The sequence below is a fragment of the Ancylobacter oerskovii genome (assembly GCF_018390555.1).
Classification (GTDB): domain Bacteria; phylum Pseudomonadota; class Alphaproteobacteria; order Rhizobiales; family Xanthobacteraceae; genus Ancylobacter; species Ancylobacter oerskovii.
On sequence record NZ_JAHBGB010000002.1, the window covers coordinates 656,324 to 672,972 of the forward strand.

Annotated in this window: 18 protein-coding genes; 9 read left to right on the top strand and 9 right to left on the bottom strand. The window is 66.0% G+C overall.

Annotated features, from left to right (window positions below):
- Positions 1–48: 48 nt before the first annotated feature.
- The gene (locus KHC19_RS03335; RefSeq protein ID WP_213350576.1) at positions 49–333 is read right to left on the bottom strand and encodes an HdeA/HdeB family chaperone; all 285 of its coding nucleotides are present in this window, start codon (positions 331–333) and stop codon (positions 49–51) included.
- Here KHC19_RS03335 and KHC19_RS03340 point away from each other — a divergent pair.
- The 5 genes from KHC19_RS03340 (at position 332) to KHC19_RS03360 (ending at position 2,942) form a co-directional block, all read left to right on the top strand.
- On the top strand, positions 332–583 hold the full coding sequence (locus KHC19_RS03340; RefSeq protein WP_213350577.1) for a hypothetical protein: 252 nt from the start codon (positions 332–334) through the stop codon (positions 581–583). The two genes, KHC19_RS03335 and KHC19_RS03340, sit on opposite strands and share 2 nt — an antisense overlap.
- A 71-nt stretch (positions 584–654) precedes the next feature.
- Positions 655–864, top strand: a complete 210-nt coding sequence (locus KHC19_RS03345; protein ID WP_213350578.1) for a DUF1427 family protein — start codon at positions 655–657, stop codon at positions 862–864.
- Positions 865–879: 15 nt separating this feature from the next.
- Positions 880–1,074 (top strand): XapX domain-containing protein, encoded by a 195-nt coding sequence (locus KHC19_RS03350; RefSeq protein ID WP_213350579.1) that lies wholly within the window; start codon positions 880–882, stop codon positions 1,072–1,074.
- Positions 1,075–1,082: 8 nt separating this feature from the next.
- Positions 1,083–2,144, top strand: a complete 1,062-nt coding sequence (locus KHC19_RS03355) for an acetamidase/formamidase family protein (RefSeq protein ID WP_213350580.1) — start codon at positions 1,083–1,085, stop codon at positions 2,142–2,144.
- 126 nt (positions 2,145–2,270) lie between these two features.
- On the top strand, positions 2,271–2,942 hold the full coding sequence (locus KHC19_RS03360; protein ID WP_213350581.1) for a GntR family transcriptional regulator: 672 nt from the start codon (positions 2,271–2,273) through the stop codon (positions 2,940–2,942).
- A gap of 5 nt (positions 2,943–2,947) precedes the next feature.
- Here KHC19_RS03360 and KHC19_RS03365 read toward each other — a convergent pair whose 3' ends face one another.
- From KHC19_RS03365 to KHC19_RS03395, 7 genes are all read right to left on the bottom strand, one after another.
- Positions 2,948–3,748, bottom strand: coding sequence for an ABC transporter permease (locus tag KHC19_RS03365; RefSeq protein WP_213350582.1), 801 nt, complete (start codon positions 3,746–3,748; stop codon positions 2,948–2,950).
- Positions 3,749–3,752: 4 nt separating this feature from the next.
- Positions 3,753–4,997 (bottom strand): ABC transporter permease, encoded by a 1,245-nt coding sequence (locus KHC19_RS03370; protein ID WP_213350583.1) that lies wholly within the window; start codon positions 4,995–4,997, stop codon positions 3,753–3,755.
- 39 nt (positions 4,998–5,036) lie between these two features.
- Entirely contained in the window at positions 5,037–6,035 is a 999-nt protein-coding gene (locus KHC19_RS03375; RefSeq protein ID WP_213351031.1) for an ABC transporter substrate-binding protein, read from the bottom strand.
- A 106-nt stretch (positions 6,036–6,141) separates the two neighbouring features.
- Complete coding sequence (locus KHC19_RS03380; RefSeq protein ID WP_213350584.1) at positions 6,142–7,230, bottom strand: ABC transporter ATP-binding protein; 1,089 nt, start codon at positions 7,228–7,230, stop codon at positions 6,142–6,144.
- A gap of 137 nt (positions 7,231–7,367) precedes the next feature.
- The gene (locus KHC19_RS03385) at positions 7,368–8,798 is read right to left on the bottom strand and encodes a basic amino acid/polyamine antiporter (protein ID WP_213350585.1); all 1,431 of its coding nucleotides are present in this window, start codon (positions 8,796–8,798) and stop codon (positions 7,368–7,370) included.
- A 73-nt stretch (positions 8,799–8,871) separates the two neighbouring features.
- A complete protein-coding gene (locus KHC19_RS03390; protein ID WP_213350586.1) occupies positions 8,872–10,107 on the bottom strand; it encodes an arginine deiminase in 1,236 nt (411 codons plus the stop codon).
- Positions 10,108–10,133: 26 nt separating this feature from the next.
- Positions 10,134–11,567, bottom strand: coding sequence for a basic amino acid/polyamine antiporter (locus tag KHC19_RS03395; protein WP_213350587.1), 1,434 nt, complete (start codon positions 11,565–11,567; stop codon positions 10,134–10,136).
- A gap of 515 nt (positions 11,568–12,082) precedes the next feature.
- Between KHC19_RS03395 and KHC19_RS03400 the strand changes: the two genes are divergently transcribed.
- Together KHC19_RS03400 and KHC19_RS03405 are read left to right on the top strand one after the other, a co-directional pair.
- Positions 12,083–13,405 (top strand): NAD(P)/FAD-dependent oxidoreductase, encoded by a 1,323-nt coding sequence (locus KHC19_RS03400; protein ID WP_213350588.1) that lies wholly within the window; start codon positions 12,083–12,085, stop codon positions 13,403–13,405.
- 10 nt (positions 13,406–13,415) lie between these two features.
- Positions 13,416–14,117 carry an SDR family NAD(P)-dependent oxidoreductase gene (locus KHC19_RS03405; protein ID WP_213350589.1) on the top strand — a complete coding sequence of 234 codons (702 nt, stop codon included), beginning with the start codon at positions 13,416–13,418 and terminating at the stop codon, positions 14,115–14,117.
- A gap of 15 nt (positions 14,118–14,132) precedes the next feature.
- Here KHC19_RS03405 and KHC19_RS03410 read toward each other — a convergent pair whose 3' ends face one another.
- Positions 14,133–14,897, bottom strand: a complete 765-nt coding sequence (locus KHC19_RS03410) for an IclR family transcriptional regulator (RefSeq protein ID WP_213350590.1) — start codon at positions 14,895–14,897, stop codon at positions 14,133–14,135.
- Between the two features lie 184 nt (positions 14,898–15,081).
- On the opposite strand from KHC19_RS03410, the gene KHC19_RS03415 reads away from it, so the two are divergent.
- Both KHC19_RS03415 and KHC19_RS03420 read left to right on the top strand, forming a co-directional pair.
- Positions 15,082–15,906 carry a transporter substrate-binding domain-containing protein gene (locus KHC19_RS03415; RefSeq protein ID WP_213350591.1) on the top strand — a complete coding sequence of 275 codons (825 nt, stop codon included), beginning with the start codon at positions 15,082–15,084 and terminating at the stop codon, positions 15,904–15,906.
- 25 nt (positions 15,907–15,931) lie between these two features.
- Complete coding sequence (locus KHC19_RS03420) at positions 15,932–16,648, top strand: amino acid ABC transporter permease (protein WP_213350592.1); 717 nt, start codon at positions 15,932–15,934, stop codon at positions 16,646–16,648.
- The last annotated feature ends 1 nt before the right edge of the window (position 16,649 follow it).

Genomic DNA, 16,649 nt, shown 5'->3' on the forward strand with positions numbered 1-16,649 from the left:
GCGCACCGCCGCCCACCGACGACATTCCTGCCTGCGCGGCGGGAGATCTTATTCGCCGAAGAGCGTATCGCTCGCGGTTATGAGGCCGATCTGGGGATTGGCGGCGCAATAGGTTCCGAGCTTCTCGGCATTGCTGACGAACTTCTCGGTATCGATGACCGGCGGCGCGTCCTCGTCCTTGTAATACGCATCCAGCCACGACAGGATGACGCCGATCGTCGACTTGTCGCTATTGATGAATTGCTGGCACGTCATCGTCGACAGGTCCCATTTTTCGGCAAGAACGGGACTTGTACCGAGCATCACGGCAATAATGGCGACCACATATTTCATGGTCGACCCTCCCTTTGTGTCGTTTGTTCTGGAATTCGAGCACGGCACGCATCGACGCCATCCCGCCTGCGCCCGCGACGGCCGGTTGCGGCTCGCGACACGCCGGGTGCAGGTCTTCGAATACCACATCGTCTCCGACATGCCCATCGACACGCAAGATCTCGTCCGCAATCGTCGTTTCAACGAAATATTTCAATTGCGCAATCTGACATGTCAGTTTATAACTTTGACGTATCACGACAGCGATTGAACGACTGACGTGCAATCATGGCGCCGCATATAAAAACAATGGCGCCGATGAATTATCGAGAGGAACGCCCCATGCACTACGTTTACGTAGGGCGCAACGAAGTCGTTGCGCTTGCCGTCGGCCTCATAACCGGCACGATCTACTCCTATCTCAACCTTCCGATCCCGGCCCCCAACGTTCTTGGTGGCATCTTCGCCATCATCTTTACGTTCATCGGCTACCTCATTGTGCAGAAAATGCGCGGCCAGATCGGCTTCGGCCGTCCGCCGCACAACAGCTGATCTCGGGAGGCACGCATGTTTGAAATCGGTATCGGCGCGGTCGAGATACAGGCCGCCGTCGTCGGGCTGGTCACCGGCCTCATCTACACCGCCGTCCGCGCGCCCATCCCGGCGCCCAACGTCCTCGGCGGCATCTTCGCCATCGTCGGGACCTTCATCGGCTTCGCCGCCGTCGCCGCGGCCCGCGGCCAGCTCACCTTTGCCTTCTGAGGGATGACATGAACAAGCACGCCAAATTCGCCACCGCGCCGTCCATCGCCTATCACGAGGTTCCCGCGACGCTGGAAACCGTGCAATGGGGCGCCTTCGACGGCAGCGTCGCCCCGGTCTGCACCATCGCCTCCGGCGACATCGTCCGCATCGAGTGCCTGTGCCATCACGCCGGCGACGCGCCGGACTACCTGATGGACGACGCCATCCGCGCGATCTATGACGGCATCCCCGAAGACCAGCGCACCCCCGGCGTCCACATCCTCACCGGCCCGATCTATGTGGAAGGCGCCGAGCCGGGCGACACGCTCGAATGCCGCGTCCTCAGCATGGAGCCGCGCCTCAACTACGGCGTGAACTTCCAGGGCCGGTGGGGCCTGCTCGACAAGGAGTTCGACAGCCAGGAACACGTCATCGTCTATGAGGCGGACGTGAAGAAGGGCACCGCCAAGGCGCTGTTCCAGTTTCCCTATGACAGCCCGCCGGAGCGCGGCATTCCCGGCCGCTACACGAAGGTGCCGACCTCCGAGCGCAAGCCGGCGCTGGACGGGATCGTCGTGCCGCTGCGCCTGCATTTCGGCACCGCCGGCGTCTGCCCGCCCTCGGACGAGCCGATCAGCACCGTGCCGCCCGGCGTCCATGGCGGCAATGTCGACAACCGCGAATTCGTGGCCGGCACCAGCATGTTCTACCCCGTCCACAAGAAGGGCGCGCTGTTCTGGGCCGGCGACACCCACTTCGCCGAGGGCGACGGCGAGGTGAACGGCACGGCGATCGAGGCGCATGTCAACGCCACCATCCAGCTCGTGCTGCACAAGGGCACGCGCAGCAAGAACCCGATCCTCGAGACCCCCGACCTGTGGATCTGCCACGGCTTCAGCGAGGATCTCGACGAGGCCACCAAGGAGGCGGTGCTGGAGATGATCGCGCTGCTCGGCCGGGAATGGGGCCTGTCGCGCGAGGAGGCCTACTCGCTGTGCAGCATCGCCGGCGACCTGCGCGTCACCCAGGTCGTCGACGGCGTGAAGGGCGCCCACATGGCGATCCGGCGCGACCTGAAGCGCGGCTGACCGGCCGGTCATCCTGCCGTTCGTTTCTTCCAATCGGCATCTGGCAGGCGCTGCGGCGCCTGCTTTTTTTTCCCAGCGTTTGCCCTACATTGCCGCGAACGGGCCGGCGGTAGCCAAGGACAGGTAATGGGCAAGCAGATCGAACAGCCGGAACTGTCCCAAGCCCGCCAGGCCTACCGGCTCATCGAGGAGATGATCGTCACCCTCAAGCTGCCGCCCGGCCACAAGATTTCCGAGATCTCGCTCAGCAAGACGCTCGGCATCGGCCGGACGCCCATTCGGGAGGCGCTGCAGCGCCTGTCCTTCGAGGGCACGGTGCGGGTCGTGCCCCGGTCCGGCGTCTTCGTTTCCGAGATCGACCTCGTCGAGCAACTCGGCATGCTGGAGGTCCGGCGCGGCATCGAAAGCGTCCTCGCCGGACGCGCCGCGCGCTTCGCCACCAATTCGTTGAAGCGGGAATTCGCCGCCGTCGCCGACGCCTTCGACAAGGTGGCGGCAAGCCGCGAAGGTGCGGCCTTCGTCGCCGCGGATCGCGAATTCAACACGCTGGTCATCCAAGCCGCCAACAGCAAATACGCCACCCAGGCCATCGGCCCGATCGAGGCACAGACGCGACGCTTCTGGTTTCTCTACTTCAAGGAGTTCGGCGACCTGCAGCGCGTCTGCGAGCTTCACGCCGCCATCGCCCGGAAGATCGCGAGGGGCGACGAGGCCGGCGCCAAGCAGGCCTCGGACGCGCTGATGGACTATGTCGAGGAATACACCAAGAAGACGCTGCGGGTTTACGGCGTCGCCTAGGCCGCTCAGCTGATGCCGCGCAGGCGCTGGCTGCGCCGCCGCAGCATCTCCGCCGTCAGCAGCAGGACGATGGCGAACACGATGAGCAGCGTGGCGGCGGCGAGGATGGTCGGGCTAATGTTCTCGCGGATGCCGTCGAACATCTGCCGCGGCAGGGTGCGTTGCAGCGGCCCGGTGAGGAACAGCGCCACCACCACCTCGTCGAAGGAAGTGACAAAGGCGAACAGCGCGCCGGAAATCACCCCCGGGGCGATGATCGGCAGCGTCACCCGCCGGAACACAGTGAGCGGGGCGGCGCCGAGGCTGGCGGCGGCGCGGGCGAAATTGGCGTCGAAGCCGGTCAACGTCGCGCTGACGGTGACCAGCACGAACGGTGCCCCGAGGGCGGCATGGGCGAGGCCGAGGCCCAGCAGCGAGCTCGACAGCCCGAGCGGCGCATAGAAGAAATAGCTGCCGAGCGCCACGATCACGATCGGCACGATCATCGGCGAGATCAGCAGCCCCATCAGCAGCGCCTTGCCGCGGAACTCGTTGCGGTGCAGCCCGATCGCGGCGAGCGTGCCGAGCGCGACGGCGATCACCGTGGCGATGGCGCCGACGATGAAACTGTTGAGGATCGCCCGCCCCCAGGCCGGGCTGGTCAGCAGCGCCTCGTACCAGCGCAGCGACACGCCGGGAATCGGCAGGCTGAGGAAGCTGGCCGAGGAGAAGGAGATCGGCACGATCACCAGCAGCGGCAGCACCAGGAAAGCGAGCACGAGGAGGCTCACGGTCCACAGGAGAATGCCGCGGATGCGCTGTCCCATGGCGTCAGCCCAGCTTCACGCCGTCGGTGCCGACGACGCGCGTATAGACGAAATAGAGGGCGATGGTGATGACCAGCAGCACGGTGCCGAGCGCCGCCGCCAGCCCCCAGTTGAGCGTCTGCAGGGTGAGGAAGGCGATCAGCGCGCTGACCATCTGGTCATTGGCGCCGCCGATGAGCAGCGGCGTGATGTAGTAGCCGATGGCCAGGATGAAGACGAGCAGGCAGCCCGCGGTGACGCCCGGCAGCGACAGCGGGAAATAGACCCGCCGGAACGCGGTGAAGAAGGGCGCGCCGAGCGAGGTCGCCGCCCGCATGTAGTTGGGCGGGATGCCCTTCATCACCGAATAGATCGGCAGCACCATGAAGGGCAGCAGCACATGCGTCATGGCGATGATGACGCCCGGCCGGTTGAACACCAGCTCAAGCGGCTGGTCGATGAGGCCGAGCCATTGCAGCATCTCGTTGATCGGCCCCTCGCGCTGCAGGATCACCAGCCAGCTCGCCGTCCGCACCAGCAGCGAGGTCCAGAATGGCAGCAGGACCAGGATCATCAGCAGATTGGCGGTGGATTCCGGCAGGGTGGCCAGCCGGTAGGCGAGCGGATAGGCCAGAACAAGGCAGATGAGCGTGACGATGGCGCTGATCTCGAGCGTGCGGAGCAGCGAGGCCACATAGATCGACCGGCTCGCATCGGTCGATTGCACGCGATCATTGTCGTCGCGCCGGTGATCCAGCGCGGCCAGCAGATAGCCGTCGGTCAGCCGGGTGGAGGCGCGGCCCAGCGCCGCCCAGATCCCGACCTCGCCCCATTGCGGGTTGAGGCCGACCAGCGTGTCGCGCCAGCTGCCGGCGGGCGCCTCGGGAAGCCGGCGGGCGGTCGCCATCAGCAGCGATCGATAGCCGGCATTCTCGAAGTTGAGCCGGGTGGCGAGCTCGGGAAGCGTGCGGTCCTGCGAGGCGGTCCGCAACTCCCCGGCGAAGGCGGCGAAGACCGCCTCGTCGGGAAGGCCGCGCGGATCGGTGCCGCGCCATTGCTGCAGCAGCGCCGAGGTTTGCGGCATGATGGCCGGCATCGGGCCGTTCTGCACGCTCTTCACCAGCATGCCGGCGATCGGCAGCACGAAGAAGACCAGCGTGAACAGGACGAGCGGCAAGGCGAGGCCGAGCCCGCGCAGGCTGCGCGCGCGCTCGGCGCGACGCAGCGCCGTGCGCAGGCTCCGGCCATCGCCCGCCGTCATCGTCTCCATCGCGCCGCCCTGCCCTTCCGGCTCACTACGCGGCCCGGGTCACTGCGCGGCCCAGGCGTTGAAGCGCTCGTTCAGCGCCTCGATATTGTCGACCCAGAAGGCGGTGTCGAAGGCGAGGCCGTGCTCGATCACGCCCGGCGCCGTCGGCAGATAGGGCAGCACGTTCGGGGCGATGCTGCCGGTGGAGTCCTTCAGCGTCGGACCATAGGCCAGCACATTGGCCACTTCCTGCTGCCGCGCCGAGGTCTGGATGAACTTCAGGAAGGCCTGCGCCTGGTCCTTGTTCGGCGAATTGGCGAGGATCACCCAGCTGTCGACCTGGTAGATGAAGCCGGCCGGCCAGGCGAGGGCGAAATTGGTCTTGTCGGCATTGTTCACGGCGAAGATGCGCCCGTTATAGACGCTGGTCATCGCCACCTCGCCGGACTGCAGCAGTTGCACCGGCTGCGAGCCCGCCTCCCACCAGACGATGTCCTTCTTGATGGTGTCGAGCTTCTTGAACGCGCGGTCCACGCCTTCCTTGGTCGCCAGCACCTTGTAGACGTCGCCCTGCGGCACGCCGTCCGCCAGCAGCGCGAACTCCAGCGACTGGCGCGGGCCGCGGCGCAGCGAGCGCTTGCCGGGGAATTTCTTGGTGTCGAAGAAGTCGGCCCAGCTCTTGGGGCCGTTGTCGCCGAGCTTGGCCTTGTCATAGGCGAGCGCGGTGGACCACACGAAGGTGCCGGTGCCGCATTCGTCGGTCATGCCCGGCAGATACTGCTCCTGCCCGCCGAGCTTGGTCCAGTCGAGCTTGGCATAGATGCCTTCCTCGCAGCCGAGCACCAGCTCGTCCGCCTCGACCTGCACCACGTCCCAGGTCGAATCCCCCTGCGCCTTGGTGCGCAGCACGCCGATGCCGCCGTTCCAGCTGTCCTGCACCAGCTTGTTGCCGGTGTCCTTGACGTAAGGCTGGAACATCGCCTTGTCCTGCGCCGCCTGGGCGGTGCCGCCCCAGCCCACCACCGTCAGGTCGCGCGCCATCGCCGCGCCGGCCGCCATGGAAAGGCCGGCCGTCAGGCCGGCGGCAAGGATCAGTCGTCCGAAGGTGTTCTTCACGGTGGTTCCCCTCCCTTGTTGTCGTACGGCACGTCGCCCGGCCCGATCCTCAACGCGCGGGGGCGTCGAGGGCGAGGCAGTCGGAAATGTTGAAGCCGATCCGCAATTCCTGGCCGGCCACGAACTCGCGGCTGCTCTCGGCGTTCGGCACCTTGGCGATGAAGTCGCTGCTGCCCATGGTCGCCAGCCTCAGCCGGAGATGATCGCCATGATAGATCACCTCCTCGACCCGGGCAGGCATCACATTCGGATAGGTGGCGCCCGCCGCGGCGATATGCACCCGCTCCGGCCGGATGGAGACCAGCTTGCGCGCGCCGGGGCTCCGGTCGCCGAGCAGATCGCAGCGCAGCAGGCCGGCCGGGGTTTCCACCTCGCCGGCATTGCCGGCCACGCTCTTCAACGTGCCGTGCACGGCGTTGTTCTCGCCGATGAAGCTGGCCACGAAGGCATTCTGCGGATGCTCGTAGAGCTCCTTCGGGGTCGAGAGCTGCTGGATGCGCCCCTCGTTGAACACCGCCACGCGATTGGACATGGTCAGCGCCTCGCCCTGGTCGTGCGTGACATAGACGATGGTCACGCCGAGCCGCTCGTGCAGATGCTTGATCTCGTACTGCATCGCCTCGCGCAGCTGCTTGTCGAGGGCGCCGAGCGGCTCGTCCATGAGGATCAGCACCGGCTCGAACACCAGGGCGCGCGCCAGCGCCACGCGCTGCTGCTGGCCGCCGGAGAGCTGGCCCGGCTTGCGGTCCGCCAGATGCTGCAGATGCACCATGCCGAGCGCCGCACGCGCGCGCTGCTCCGTCTCCGCCGCCGACAGCTTCCGCACGTCGAGCGGGAAGGCGACGTTCTCCAGAACCGTCATGTGAGGGAACAGCGCGTAGTTCTGGAAGACGACGCCGATGTCGCGCTTGTGCGGCGGCACCCCGTCTATGGGGCGGCCGGCCAGGGTGATCCGCCCCGCCGTGGGATGCTCGAAGCCGGCGAGCATCATCAGGCAGGTGGTCTTGCCCGAGCCGGACGGGCCGAGCATCGTCAGGAACTCGCCCTTGGCGATCTCCAGATCGAGATCGGACACGACGAGCGTGCGCCCGTCATAGGTCTTGCGGACTTTCTCGAAGGTCACAAAGGCGTCGTTCATGGAAGCATGCACTGCCGCTGATCGGATGACGTCGAGCGAGGAAATGCACCCTAGCGGAGTCTGGGGGCGGCGGACCAGCCCCCTTCATGGAGGAGGGACGGCTCCACCTGTGCACAAGCCCCCGCCGATCGATACCGCTAGACGACGATGCGCCCTGTCGCCAGGCCGTAGACGGCCAGCACCGCCCCCGCGGCGATGACGGCGAAAAGCATCAGCTCGGCAGGCGTGAAGACCTGCCGCCCCTGCTCCCGCCGGGTGATCACGAACAAGGCCGTCCCCGGCGCGTAGATCACCAGCGACAGCAGGAGGAAGGTCAGGCCGCCGGCATAGATCAGCCCCGCGGCATAGAGCGTCGCCAGCGCCGCACGCACGAGGTCGCCGCGGCGCTCCCGCGCCCCGGCCTCGTAGCTCTCGCCGGTCCAGGCGAGCTTGAGCGCATAGGCGGCGGTGAGCAGATAGGGCAGCAGGATCATCGAGGAGGTGAGCTTGAGCGCCAGCAGGAACGCCTGCTCGGCGAACAGCGTCAGGATCAGGAAGCACTGCACGAGAATGTTGGTGAGCCAGAGCGCCGCGAACGGCACCTTGTTGCGGTTCTCCGCCGACAGGAAGGCCGGCATGCTCTCCATCTTCGCCGCCGAGAACAGCACCTCCGCCGCCAGCAGCGACCATGAGAGATAGGCGCCCAGCACCGAGACGATGAGCCCCACGCTGACGAACACCGCTCCCCACGGGCCGACCACCGCCCGCAGGACGCCGGCCATGGAAGGGTTGCGCAGCTCCGCGAGGTCCGGGCGCAGCATCACGCCATAGGACAGCATCGTCACCAGCACCAGCAGGCAGAGCACGCCGAGAAAGCCGAGCAGGGTGGCGAGCCCGACATCCGCGCGCCGGCGGGCATAGCGCGAATAGACGCTCGCTCCCTCGATGCCGACGAAGACGAACACCGTCACCAGCATGGTGCCGCGCACCTGCGCGAACAGCCCTTCCGCCTCCAGCCCCGGCCCGCCGTAGAAGTTCACCGCGAAGATGTCGGCCTGGAAGCCGAAGCCGACGAAGACGAGGAAGATCAGGATCGGGATGATCTTGGCGACGGTGACGACGGTGTTGATGAAGGCCGCCTGCCGGACACCGCGCAGGATGAGGAAATGGACGATCCACACGCCGAGCGAGGAGACCGCCACCGCGGTGACGGTGTTGCCGTCGCCGAAGATGGGGAACAGCGCCCCGAGCGTGGACTTGATCAGCACCCAGTAGGACACGTTGCCAAGGCAGCCGACGGTCCAGTAGCCCAAGGCCGAGAGGAAGCCGGGATATTCGCCGAAGCCCGCCTTGGCATAGGCGTAGACGCCGGCGTCGAGCTCCGGCCGGCGGCGGGCCAGGGTCTGGAACACCAGGGCCAGCATCAGCATGCCGCCGCCGGCGATGGCCCAGGCGGCGAGCGCGCCCAGGCCGCCGGTGACGCGGCCGAAGGTCTGCGGCAGGGAGAAGATGCCAGCCCCCACCATCGACCCCACCACCATGGCGGTCAGGGTGGGAAGGGCGAATTTCGCGTCCGTCGGCTGGCTCATTACGGCTATCGCCTATCGGCACGTGCGGCGGGACGGCGCGACCACGCCGCACCGCCCCGGGCGCCTCGCGCCATCAGAAATCCACCGCGTCGCGGATGATCGGGCAGGTCATGCAATGGCCGCCGCCGCGCCCGCGCCCGAGCTCGGACCCGTCGATGGTGATGACCTCGATGCCCGCCTTGCGCAGCAGCGTGTTGGCATAGGTGTTGCGGTCATAGGCGAAGACGACGCCCGGCGAGGCACAGACGAGGTTGGCGCCGGAATCCCACTGGGTACGCTCGCGCATGTAGTCGTTGCCGCCGGTTTCGACGACGCGGATCTCCTTGAGCCCGAGCGCCTCCCTCACCGTCTCGACGAGGCCCTTGTCCTTCGACAGCTCGATGCCGCCCTTGCCGTCCGGGCGGTAGGAGAAGCACTGGATGGCATTGACGATGTCGGGATAGAGCAGCACGCAGTCGCGGTCGGCGAAGGTGAAGACAGTGTCGAGATGCATCGCCGCGCGCAGCTTCGGCATGGCGGCGATGATCACCCGCTCGGCGGCGCCCTTGGCGAACAGCTCGCCGGCGAGCTGGCTGATCGCCTGCCGCGAGGTGCGCTCGCTCATGCCGATGAGCACGTTGCCCTTGCCGATCGGCATGACGTCGCCGCCCTCGAGGGTGGCGAGCCCCCAATCCTTGGTCGGATCGCCCCACCAGACATTCACCTTGCCGGCGAAATCGGGATGGAACTTGTAGATGGAGGTGGTGAGGATGGTCTCCTCGTGCCGCGCCGGCCAGTAGAGCGGGTTCAGCGTCACCCCGCCATAGATCCAGCAGGTGGTGTCGCGGGTGTAGAGGGTGTTGGGCAGCGGCGGCAGCAGATATTCGTTCACGCCGGCGGCGTCGCGGATCAGCGCCAGGGTCTCGCCGCCGATGGTCTCGGGAAACTCATAGGTCGACAGCCCGCCGATCAGCGTCTCGGCCAGCTGGCGGTCCGGCAACCCTTCGAGATAGGCGCGCACCTCCTGGACGAAGCCGAGGCCGATCTGGTTCGGCACGACCTGGTTGTCGAGGATCCATTTCTTGGCCTCGGGAATGGCCAGGGTCTGGGTGAGCAGGTTGTGCATCTCGACGACCTCGATGCCGCGGTCGCGCATCTTGGTGATGAAGTCGAAATGGTCCCGCTTGGCGACGTCGACCCACAGCACGTCGTCGAACAGCAGCGCGTCGCAATTGCTCGGGGTGAGGCGCTGATGGGCGCGTCCGGGCGCACAGACCATCACCTTGCGCAGCTGGCCGACCTCGGAATGCACGCCGAAGGGAGTTTCCATGATGAGGCTCCTTGATGCCCTTCTTGTCAGGGAGTGATGAGGCCGGTCGCGAGACCATAGGCGCCGATGGCGCCGGCCAGCAAAGTGATGCCGAAGACGATGAGCTCGGCCGGCGCGAACAGCCGCGCCTTCTGCTCGCGCCGCGCCCAGAAATAGAGAATGGTGCTGGGAACATAGAGCACGGCGAGAAGCAGCACGTATTTCGGGCCGGCGGCGAAGAACATGAACAGCGTGTAGACGACGGCGATCCAGGCGAAGATCTGGTCGCGGACCCGCTCATGCGGCGTCGTCTCGTAGCCGGTGCCGCGGCGCGCCAGCAGCACGCCGTAGCCCGCCACCAGCAGATAGGGCAGCAGCGCGGTCACGCTGGTCATGTCGAGCATGACGTTGAAGGCGTCGCGCGACCAATAAGTGGAGATGACGAACAGCGAGACGACGATGTTGGTCAGCCACAGCGCGTTGGCGGGCACCCGGTTGCGGTTCTGCGCCGCGAAGAGCTTCGGCATGTCGTTCGACTTGGCGGCGGCGAACAGCACTTCGGCGCAGATGAGCGACCAGGCGAGATAGGCGCCGAGCACCGAGATCAGCACGCCGATGGAAATGAACACCGCGCCCCAATGGCCGACGACCAGTTCCAGCGCGCCGGCGAGCGAAGGATTCGACACCCCGGCGATCGCCGCCCGCGGCGCCGTCGCATAGGGGAGCAGCGTGACGGCCACCATGAGCCCGGTGACGGCGACGAAGCCGAGGATGGTCGCCGAGCCGACATCCGAGCGCGTCTTGGCATAGCGCGAATAGACGCTCGCCCCCTCGATGCCGAGGAACACGAAGACGGTGATGAGCATGGTGTCGCGCACCTGTGCCACCAGCGTCTTCTCCGGCATGCCGACGCCGCCGAAGAAATTCTCCGAGAACTGCGTGTAGTTGAAGAAGAAGATGAAGGCGAGCACCGCCACGATCAGCGGCACGATCTTGGCGATGGTGACGATGGTGTTGATGAAGGTCGCCTGCTCCACCCCGCGCAGGATCATGAAGTGAAAGGCCCAGATGCCGACCAGCGACACGATGATCGCGGTGGCGCTGCTGCCGTCCCCGAATATTTCCGGGAAGAAGCGCCCCAGCGTCGAGCCGATGAGCACCCAGTAGAAGACGTTGCCGAGGCAGCTGCCGAGCCAATAGCCGAAGGCCGACAGGAAGCCCGTATAGTCGCCGAAGCCCGCCTTGGCATAGGCGAAGACGCCGGCATCGATATCCGGCCGCTTCTCGGCCAGCGCCTGGAAGACACGCGCCAGCATGTACATGCCGGTACCGGCGATCGCCCAGGCGATGATGGCGCCGAACGGACCGGTGGCCGTCGCGAAGCGGCCCGGCAGATTGAAGATTCCCGCACCGACCATCGAACCGACGACCATGGCGGTAAGGGAAAACAGCGAAAGCTTACCGGTTGGCTGACTTGCCATGACGCCCCCACACAGCACGAAGACTTCGATTGTATTACATATTTATGAGCATTGTATTCTATTAATCGATCCCACGCTGGAGACGATCATTTAATCCAAAATGCCCACAGGAGGTAAGCCCTTAAAGGATAATATTTTTGCTGCACATGCGAAATCGATGGCGATACGGGCGTGCGGCGGCGGATGGCGCCTTCATCTTTCGAAATCCCACGCCGTAAATCTCCACACGACAGGACATGCTGCAGTGCGTGATGAATAAGGGCGCGGTGGAAGCCGGCTCACGACCGGCCGCCCCGCGACCGTCGGCGGCGCACCAGCCGAGGGACGCCTGCCGAATGCGGCACGACAGCCTTCGCCAAGCGCGGGAAGCGAGACCCGGTGATGCATATATTCCATAATATGAAAATATTATGATATGAAATTTCTGAATATGGAATTACTTGACGATTTTGCTTGGAGCGTGATCGGGTACGAAAAATAGGCACTAGCCCATCGCCTCACCTCACGGCACGACAATGAGCAAATTCTCTCCCTTCGACGCCACGCTGTGGTACGCCACCGCACGCCCCGCTCCCGAGACGCATCCGCTTGAAGAGCGACTGACCGCCGACGTCTGCGTCGTCGGCGCCGGCTACACCGGGCTGACCACCGCGCTCGAACTCGCCAGGCAGGGCGTGAGGGTGGTGGTGCTGGAAGCCGAGGAGGCCGGCTTCGGCGGCTCCGGCCGCAATGCCGGCCACTGCACGCCGACCTTCAGCTATTACAGCATCGCCTCGTTGCGGAAGATGCTCGGCGAGCCCTGGGCGGAACGGCTGATCCATCGCCAGACCCGCGCCAATGACCGGGTCAGCGCCATGATCCGCGACTACCAGATCGACTGCGAGTGGCAGCAGAACGGCTATGTGATGGGCGCGCTGCGGCCGGGCGCCCTCGACGTGCTGAAAGGCAAGGTCGAGAGCTACAACGCGGTGGGGGCGAAGACTCGCCTGATCGACCGCGAGGAGGTCGAGGCGCTCACCGGCAGCCCGCGCTTCCATGGCGGCTGGCTGCACACCGAGGCCGGCCACATGAACCCGCTCGGCTATGCCCGCGGCCTTGCCCGCGCGGTGATGCAGGAAGGCGGCATCCTCCATACCGGCTCGCGAGTGGAGGGCGTGGAGAAGGAGGGCGGGCGCTGGAAGGTGAAGACCGCCAAGGGCGAGGTGGTCGCCGACAAGGTGGTGTTCGCCACCGGCGCCTACACGGTCGCCGGATGGCCCAAGCTCGACCAGAGCTTCAAGATCCTGCGGGTGTTCGTCTGCGCCACCCAGCCGCTCGACCCGGAGACGCGCGCCAAGGTGCTGCCCCACAACACCACCATGCATGACGGGCGCGGCGACATCTATGTCTACAAATACAATGCCGAAGGCCGCATCGTCGCCTCGATGTTCCCGATGGGCGCGCGCGGGCGCGACCTCGACTATACCCGCCAAGTGATGACCGACCGGCTGAAATGGCTGCATCCGCAGATCAGGGAGCCGATCCGCTGGGAATATTTCTGGTTCGGCGAACTCGACATGCAGGTGAAGACCGTGCCGCGCCTCTACGGGCTCGCGCCCGGCGTGGCCGCCCTCACCGGCCTGTCCGGGCGCGGCGTGCCGACCGGCTCCATGCTCGGCGGCATCCTCGCCGAATGGGCGCTCGGCGTGCCGGAGAAGGACCTCGCCCTGAAGGTCGAGCCGCTGAAGCCGGCCCCCTTCTATATGAGCTACGCGCCGAAGCTGCGGCTGCGTTATTTCCGTCATCAGGACACCCGCGCCGCGCAGCGCGAGGGCGCCGACATTCCGCCGCATGCCTGAGGAGGAAAAGATGGGCGCACGCACCGTTCTCATCTCCGGCGGCGGCCGCGGCATCGGCGCCGCGACCGCCAGGGTGATGGCCGCGGCGGGCTGGAACGTCTCGCTGGGCATGCGCAGCCCCGCCGTGCCCGACTGGGCAGGTGAGGTGGCCGGCACCGTCGAGGCACACCCCTACGATGCCCTGGACGCGCAATCGGCCGCCGACTGGGTGACGGCGGCACGCGCACGCTTCGGCGGCATCGATGCCGTGGTCGCCAATGCCGGCATCATGATCCGCGGCACTGTGGTGGAGACCAGCGACGCGGATTTCGACGCGCTGATGGCGGTGAACGTCGCGGCCCCGCGCCGCCTGGTGAAGGCGGCCTGGGACGATCTCGTCGCGAGCGGGCAAGGCCGGGTGATCATTGTGTCCTCGCTGTCCGGCAAGCGGGTGAAGTCGGCTGCCTCGGGCCTCTACGCGGTCTCGAAATTCGCCGCGACGGGGCTGGCCCACGCCATCCGCCATGCCGGCTTCGCACAGGGCATTCGCGCGACCGCGGTGTGCCCCGGCTTCGTCGCCACCGATATGGGCCTGCCGCTCACCGACCTCCCCGCCGAGGAACTGACCTTGCCGGAGGATCTCGCCCGCAGCATCGCCTTCCTCATCGAGCTGCCGAACACCTCGAGCGTGGCCGAGTTCGCGGTGAACTGTCGGCTGGAAGAATCGTTCTGAGCCGGACGGAGAGGCTCAGTTCCGTCGCTCGATCAGGTCGATCTCGGCGCGCAGCAGCGCGGCGTAGTTCTCGACCAGCCCCGGTGTCATCTTGGCGCAGAGAAAGGTGAAGCCGAGCGAGGCGACCGGCACGCCGGCCTCGTTGCGGATCGGCATGGCGACGCCGGCAATGCCGGGGATCAACTCGCCAATATCCACCGCATAGCCGCGGATGCGCGTCTCCTCGATCAGCCGCCAGGCCTTCTCGACCGGCAGATCGCGGAAATCCCCCAGCCGGGCGGCATTGGCGCGCAGGATGAACTCCTGCTCCTCGCGGTCGAGAAAGGCGAGCATGGAGATGCTGCCCGGCCCGGCGCCGAGCGGCACCGAGCCGCCGATGGAGCCGGTGAGCGTCTGCACCACGCATTCGCCGTCGCGACGGTCGAGGCAGATGGAATCGTGGTTGTGGCGCGCCATGAGATGCGTGGTCTCGCCGGTCTTCTTGCGCAGCCGGGCCAGGCTCATCTCGCAGCGGCTGATCAGCCCCGGCCCGCGCGCGGCGCGGGCGCCATAGATGAACATCTTGGCGCCGAGCCGGTAGCGCTTGCGCTTGTCGTCGCGCGCCAGCAGCCGATGGCCGACCAGCGTGTTGAGGATGCGATGGCAGGTCGCCGTGTTGAGGCCGGACAGGTCGACCAGTTCCTTCAGCGTCGCCCCCTCCGGGTTGCCGTCGGCGATGAGGTCGAGCAGCAGGGCGGCGCGATCCAGCAGCTGCGACCCACCGGCACTGGAAACCGACATTTCATCTTTCCATATTATGATAAAATAACCTCCATACACTTGTAGTGTGAGAAAAACTGATAATCAATGTTCAAAATTCAAGCACAGGGGAAGCGGGCTAAATTTTAGCCATCAAACGCGATCGCGCGGCTCTGCGAGTCCCCTCAACGATACCTCACCAACCGCAACCAGACGGGGACCTACAGTGAAGACAACCATTCTGACGATTGCCTCTTCCCTGCTGCTGGCGCTCGGGCTGAGCGCGGCGCACGCCGACACGCTGGCGGATGTCAAATCCAAGGGCACCCTGACCATCGGCGTGAAGAACGACTATCCGCCCTATGGCCTGCTCAACGACAAGGGCGAGATCGTCGGCTTCGAGGTCGATCTCGGCAAGTACATCGCCAAGGAGCTGCTCGGCCCCGACGGCAAGGTCGAGCTGGTGCCGGTGGTGGCGTCCAACCGCATCGAATTCCTGAATTCCGGCCGCATCGACATCATCCTCGCCACGCTGGGCGTGACCCCGGAGCGCGCCAAGGTGATCGATTTCTCCGAGTATTACGTCTCGGCGCCCGGCCCCTCGATCCTGGCGCCGAAGAGCGCCACCTTCTCCAAATGGGAAGAGATGAAGGGCCTGACCCTGTGCGGCATCCAGGGCTCCTACTTCAACAAGCACCTGACCGAGGCCTACGGCATCAATCTCACCAACTTCAAGACCCAGCCGGAGGCCTATCGCGCGCTGAAGGACAATCGCTGCGTCGGCTTCGCCTTCGACGACATGACCCTGCGCAAGAAGACCGAGGAGGCCGACTGGGCCGGCTACAAGATCGCCATCGATCCCTATGAGTACATCCCGCAGGCCGCCGGCATCCGCAAGGACGACACCGCCTTCCGCGAGGCGGTGAACAAGGCGATCCTCAAGGCCGAGGCCGAGGGCAAGCTGATCGAGTGGGAGACCACCTACGGCATGCCGCACGCCAAGTACATCGCCGAGCGCGCCGAGGCCGCCAAGGCCAAGCTGAAGCCGTGACCTGACGTCCCGCGGGGGCCGAGCCGTGTTCAATCTCGATTATTCGTGGCTGGCCGACCCGGTCTATCAGGGTTGGCTGATCCGCGGGACGCTCACCACCATCGAGCTGGCGTTCGCCTCCTCGGCGATCTCCTTCGTGATCGGCCTGTTCGGCGCACTGGCGCTGACGCTGCGCATCGCCTGGCTGGATGCCTTCATCGAGCTGTTCGTGGAAGTGTTCCGCAACACGCCGCCGCTGCTGCAGATGCTGTTCTTCTACTTCACCCTCAGCACCATCGGGCTGAGGGTGACCGACCCGGCGACGGGGGTGAGCGTGCCGCTCCTCTCCGCCTTCGCCTGCGCGCTGATCTCGTTGAGCCTGTTCGGCGGCGCGCTGTGCATCGAGGCCTTCCGCTCCGGGCTCGACAGCCTGCCGCGGGCGGTGACCGAGGCGGCGCGCTCGCTCGGCTACAGCCGCTGGCAGCGCTTCCGCCGCATCGAGGCGCCGATCGCCAGCCGCATCTGCCTGCCGGCGCTCACCAACATCATGACCAACCAGTTCAAGACCACCTCGCAGGCCTCGGTGATTACCGTGCCGGAGCTGATGTACTACGCCGGCCAGATCTACAACGACACCTTCCGCACCGCCGAGGTGATGATCCTGGTGCTGTTCATCTATGTCTCGCTGGTGAGCCTGCTCTCCTGGGGCATGGTGCGCATCGAGCGGGCACTGGCCTTCCCCGGCTATGGCAGGGCGCATTGAG

What these genes read in the sequence shown, in the direction of transcription:
- KHC19_RS03340 (WP_213350577.1), top strand. Translation starts at nt 332, where the DNA reads ATGGTCGACCCTCCCTTTGTGTCGTTTGTTCTGGAATTCGAGCACGGC.
- KHC19_RS03335 (WP_213350576.1), bottom strand. Translation starts at nt 333, where the DNA reads ATGAAATATGTGGTCGCCATTATTGCCGTGATGCTCGGTACAAGTCCC.
- KHC19_RS03345 (WP_213350578.1), top strand. Translation starts at nt 655, where the DNA reads ATGCACTACGTTTACGTAGGGCGCAACGAAGTCGTTGCGCTTGCCGTC.
- KHC19_RS03350 (WP_213350579.1), top strand. Translation starts at nt 880, where the DNA reads ATGTTTGAAATCGGTATCGGCGCGGTCGAGATACAGGCCGCCGTCGTC.
- KHC19_RS03355 (WP_213350580.1), top strand. Translation starts at nt 1,083, where the DNA reads ATGAACAAGCACGCCAAATTCGCCACCGCGCCGTCCATCGCCTATCAC.
- KHC19_RS03360 (WP_213350581.1), top strand. Translation starts at nt 2,271, where the DNA reads ATGGGCAAGCAGATCGAACAGCCGGAACTGTCCCAAGCCCGCCAGGCC.
- KHC19_RS03365 (WP_213350582.1), bottom strand. Translation starts at nt 3,748, where the DNA reads ATGGGACAGCGCATCCGCGGCATTCTCCTGTGGACCGTGAGCCTCCTC.
- KHC19_RS03370 (WP_213350583.1), bottom strand. Translation starts at nt 4,997, where the DNA reads ATGGAGACGATGACGGCGGGCGATGGCCGGAGCCTGCGCACGGCGCTG.
- KHC19_RS03375 (WP_213351031.1), bottom strand. Translation starts at nt 6,035, where the DNA reads ATGGCGGCCGGCGCGGCGATGGCGCGCGACCTGACGGTGGTGGGCTGG.
- KHC19_RS03380 (WP_213350584.1), bottom strand. Translation starts at nt 7,230, where the DNA reads ATGAACGACGCCTTTGTGACCTTCGAGAAAGTCCGCAAGACCTATGAC.
- KHC19_RS03385 (WP_213350585.1), bottom strand. Translation starts at nt 8,798, where the DNA reads ATGAGCCAGCCGACGGACGCGAAATTCGCCCTTCCCACCCTGACCGCC.
- KHC19_RS03390 (WP_213350586.1), bottom strand. Translation starts at nt 10,107, where the DNA reads ATGGAAACTCCCTTCGGCGTGCATTCCGAGGTCGGCCAGCTGCGCAAG.
- KHC19_RS03395 (WP_213350587.1), bottom strand. Translation starts at nt 11,567, where the DNA reads ATGGCAAGTCAGCCAACCGGTAAGCTTTCGCTGTTTTCCCTTACCGCC.
- KHC19_RS03400 (WP_213350588.1), top strand. Translation starts at nt 12,083, where the DNA reads ATGAGCAAATTCTCTCCCTTCGACGCCACGCTGTGGTACGCCACCGCA.
- KHC19_RS03405 (WP_213350589.1), top strand. Translation starts at nt 13,416, where the DNA reads ATGGGCGCACGCACCGTTCTCATCTCCGGCGGCGGCCGCGGCATCGGC.
- KHC19_RS03410 (WP_213350590.1), bottom strand. Translation starts at nt 14,897, where the DNA reads ATGTCGGTTTCCAGTGCCGGTGGGTCGCAGCTGCTGGATCGCGCCGCC.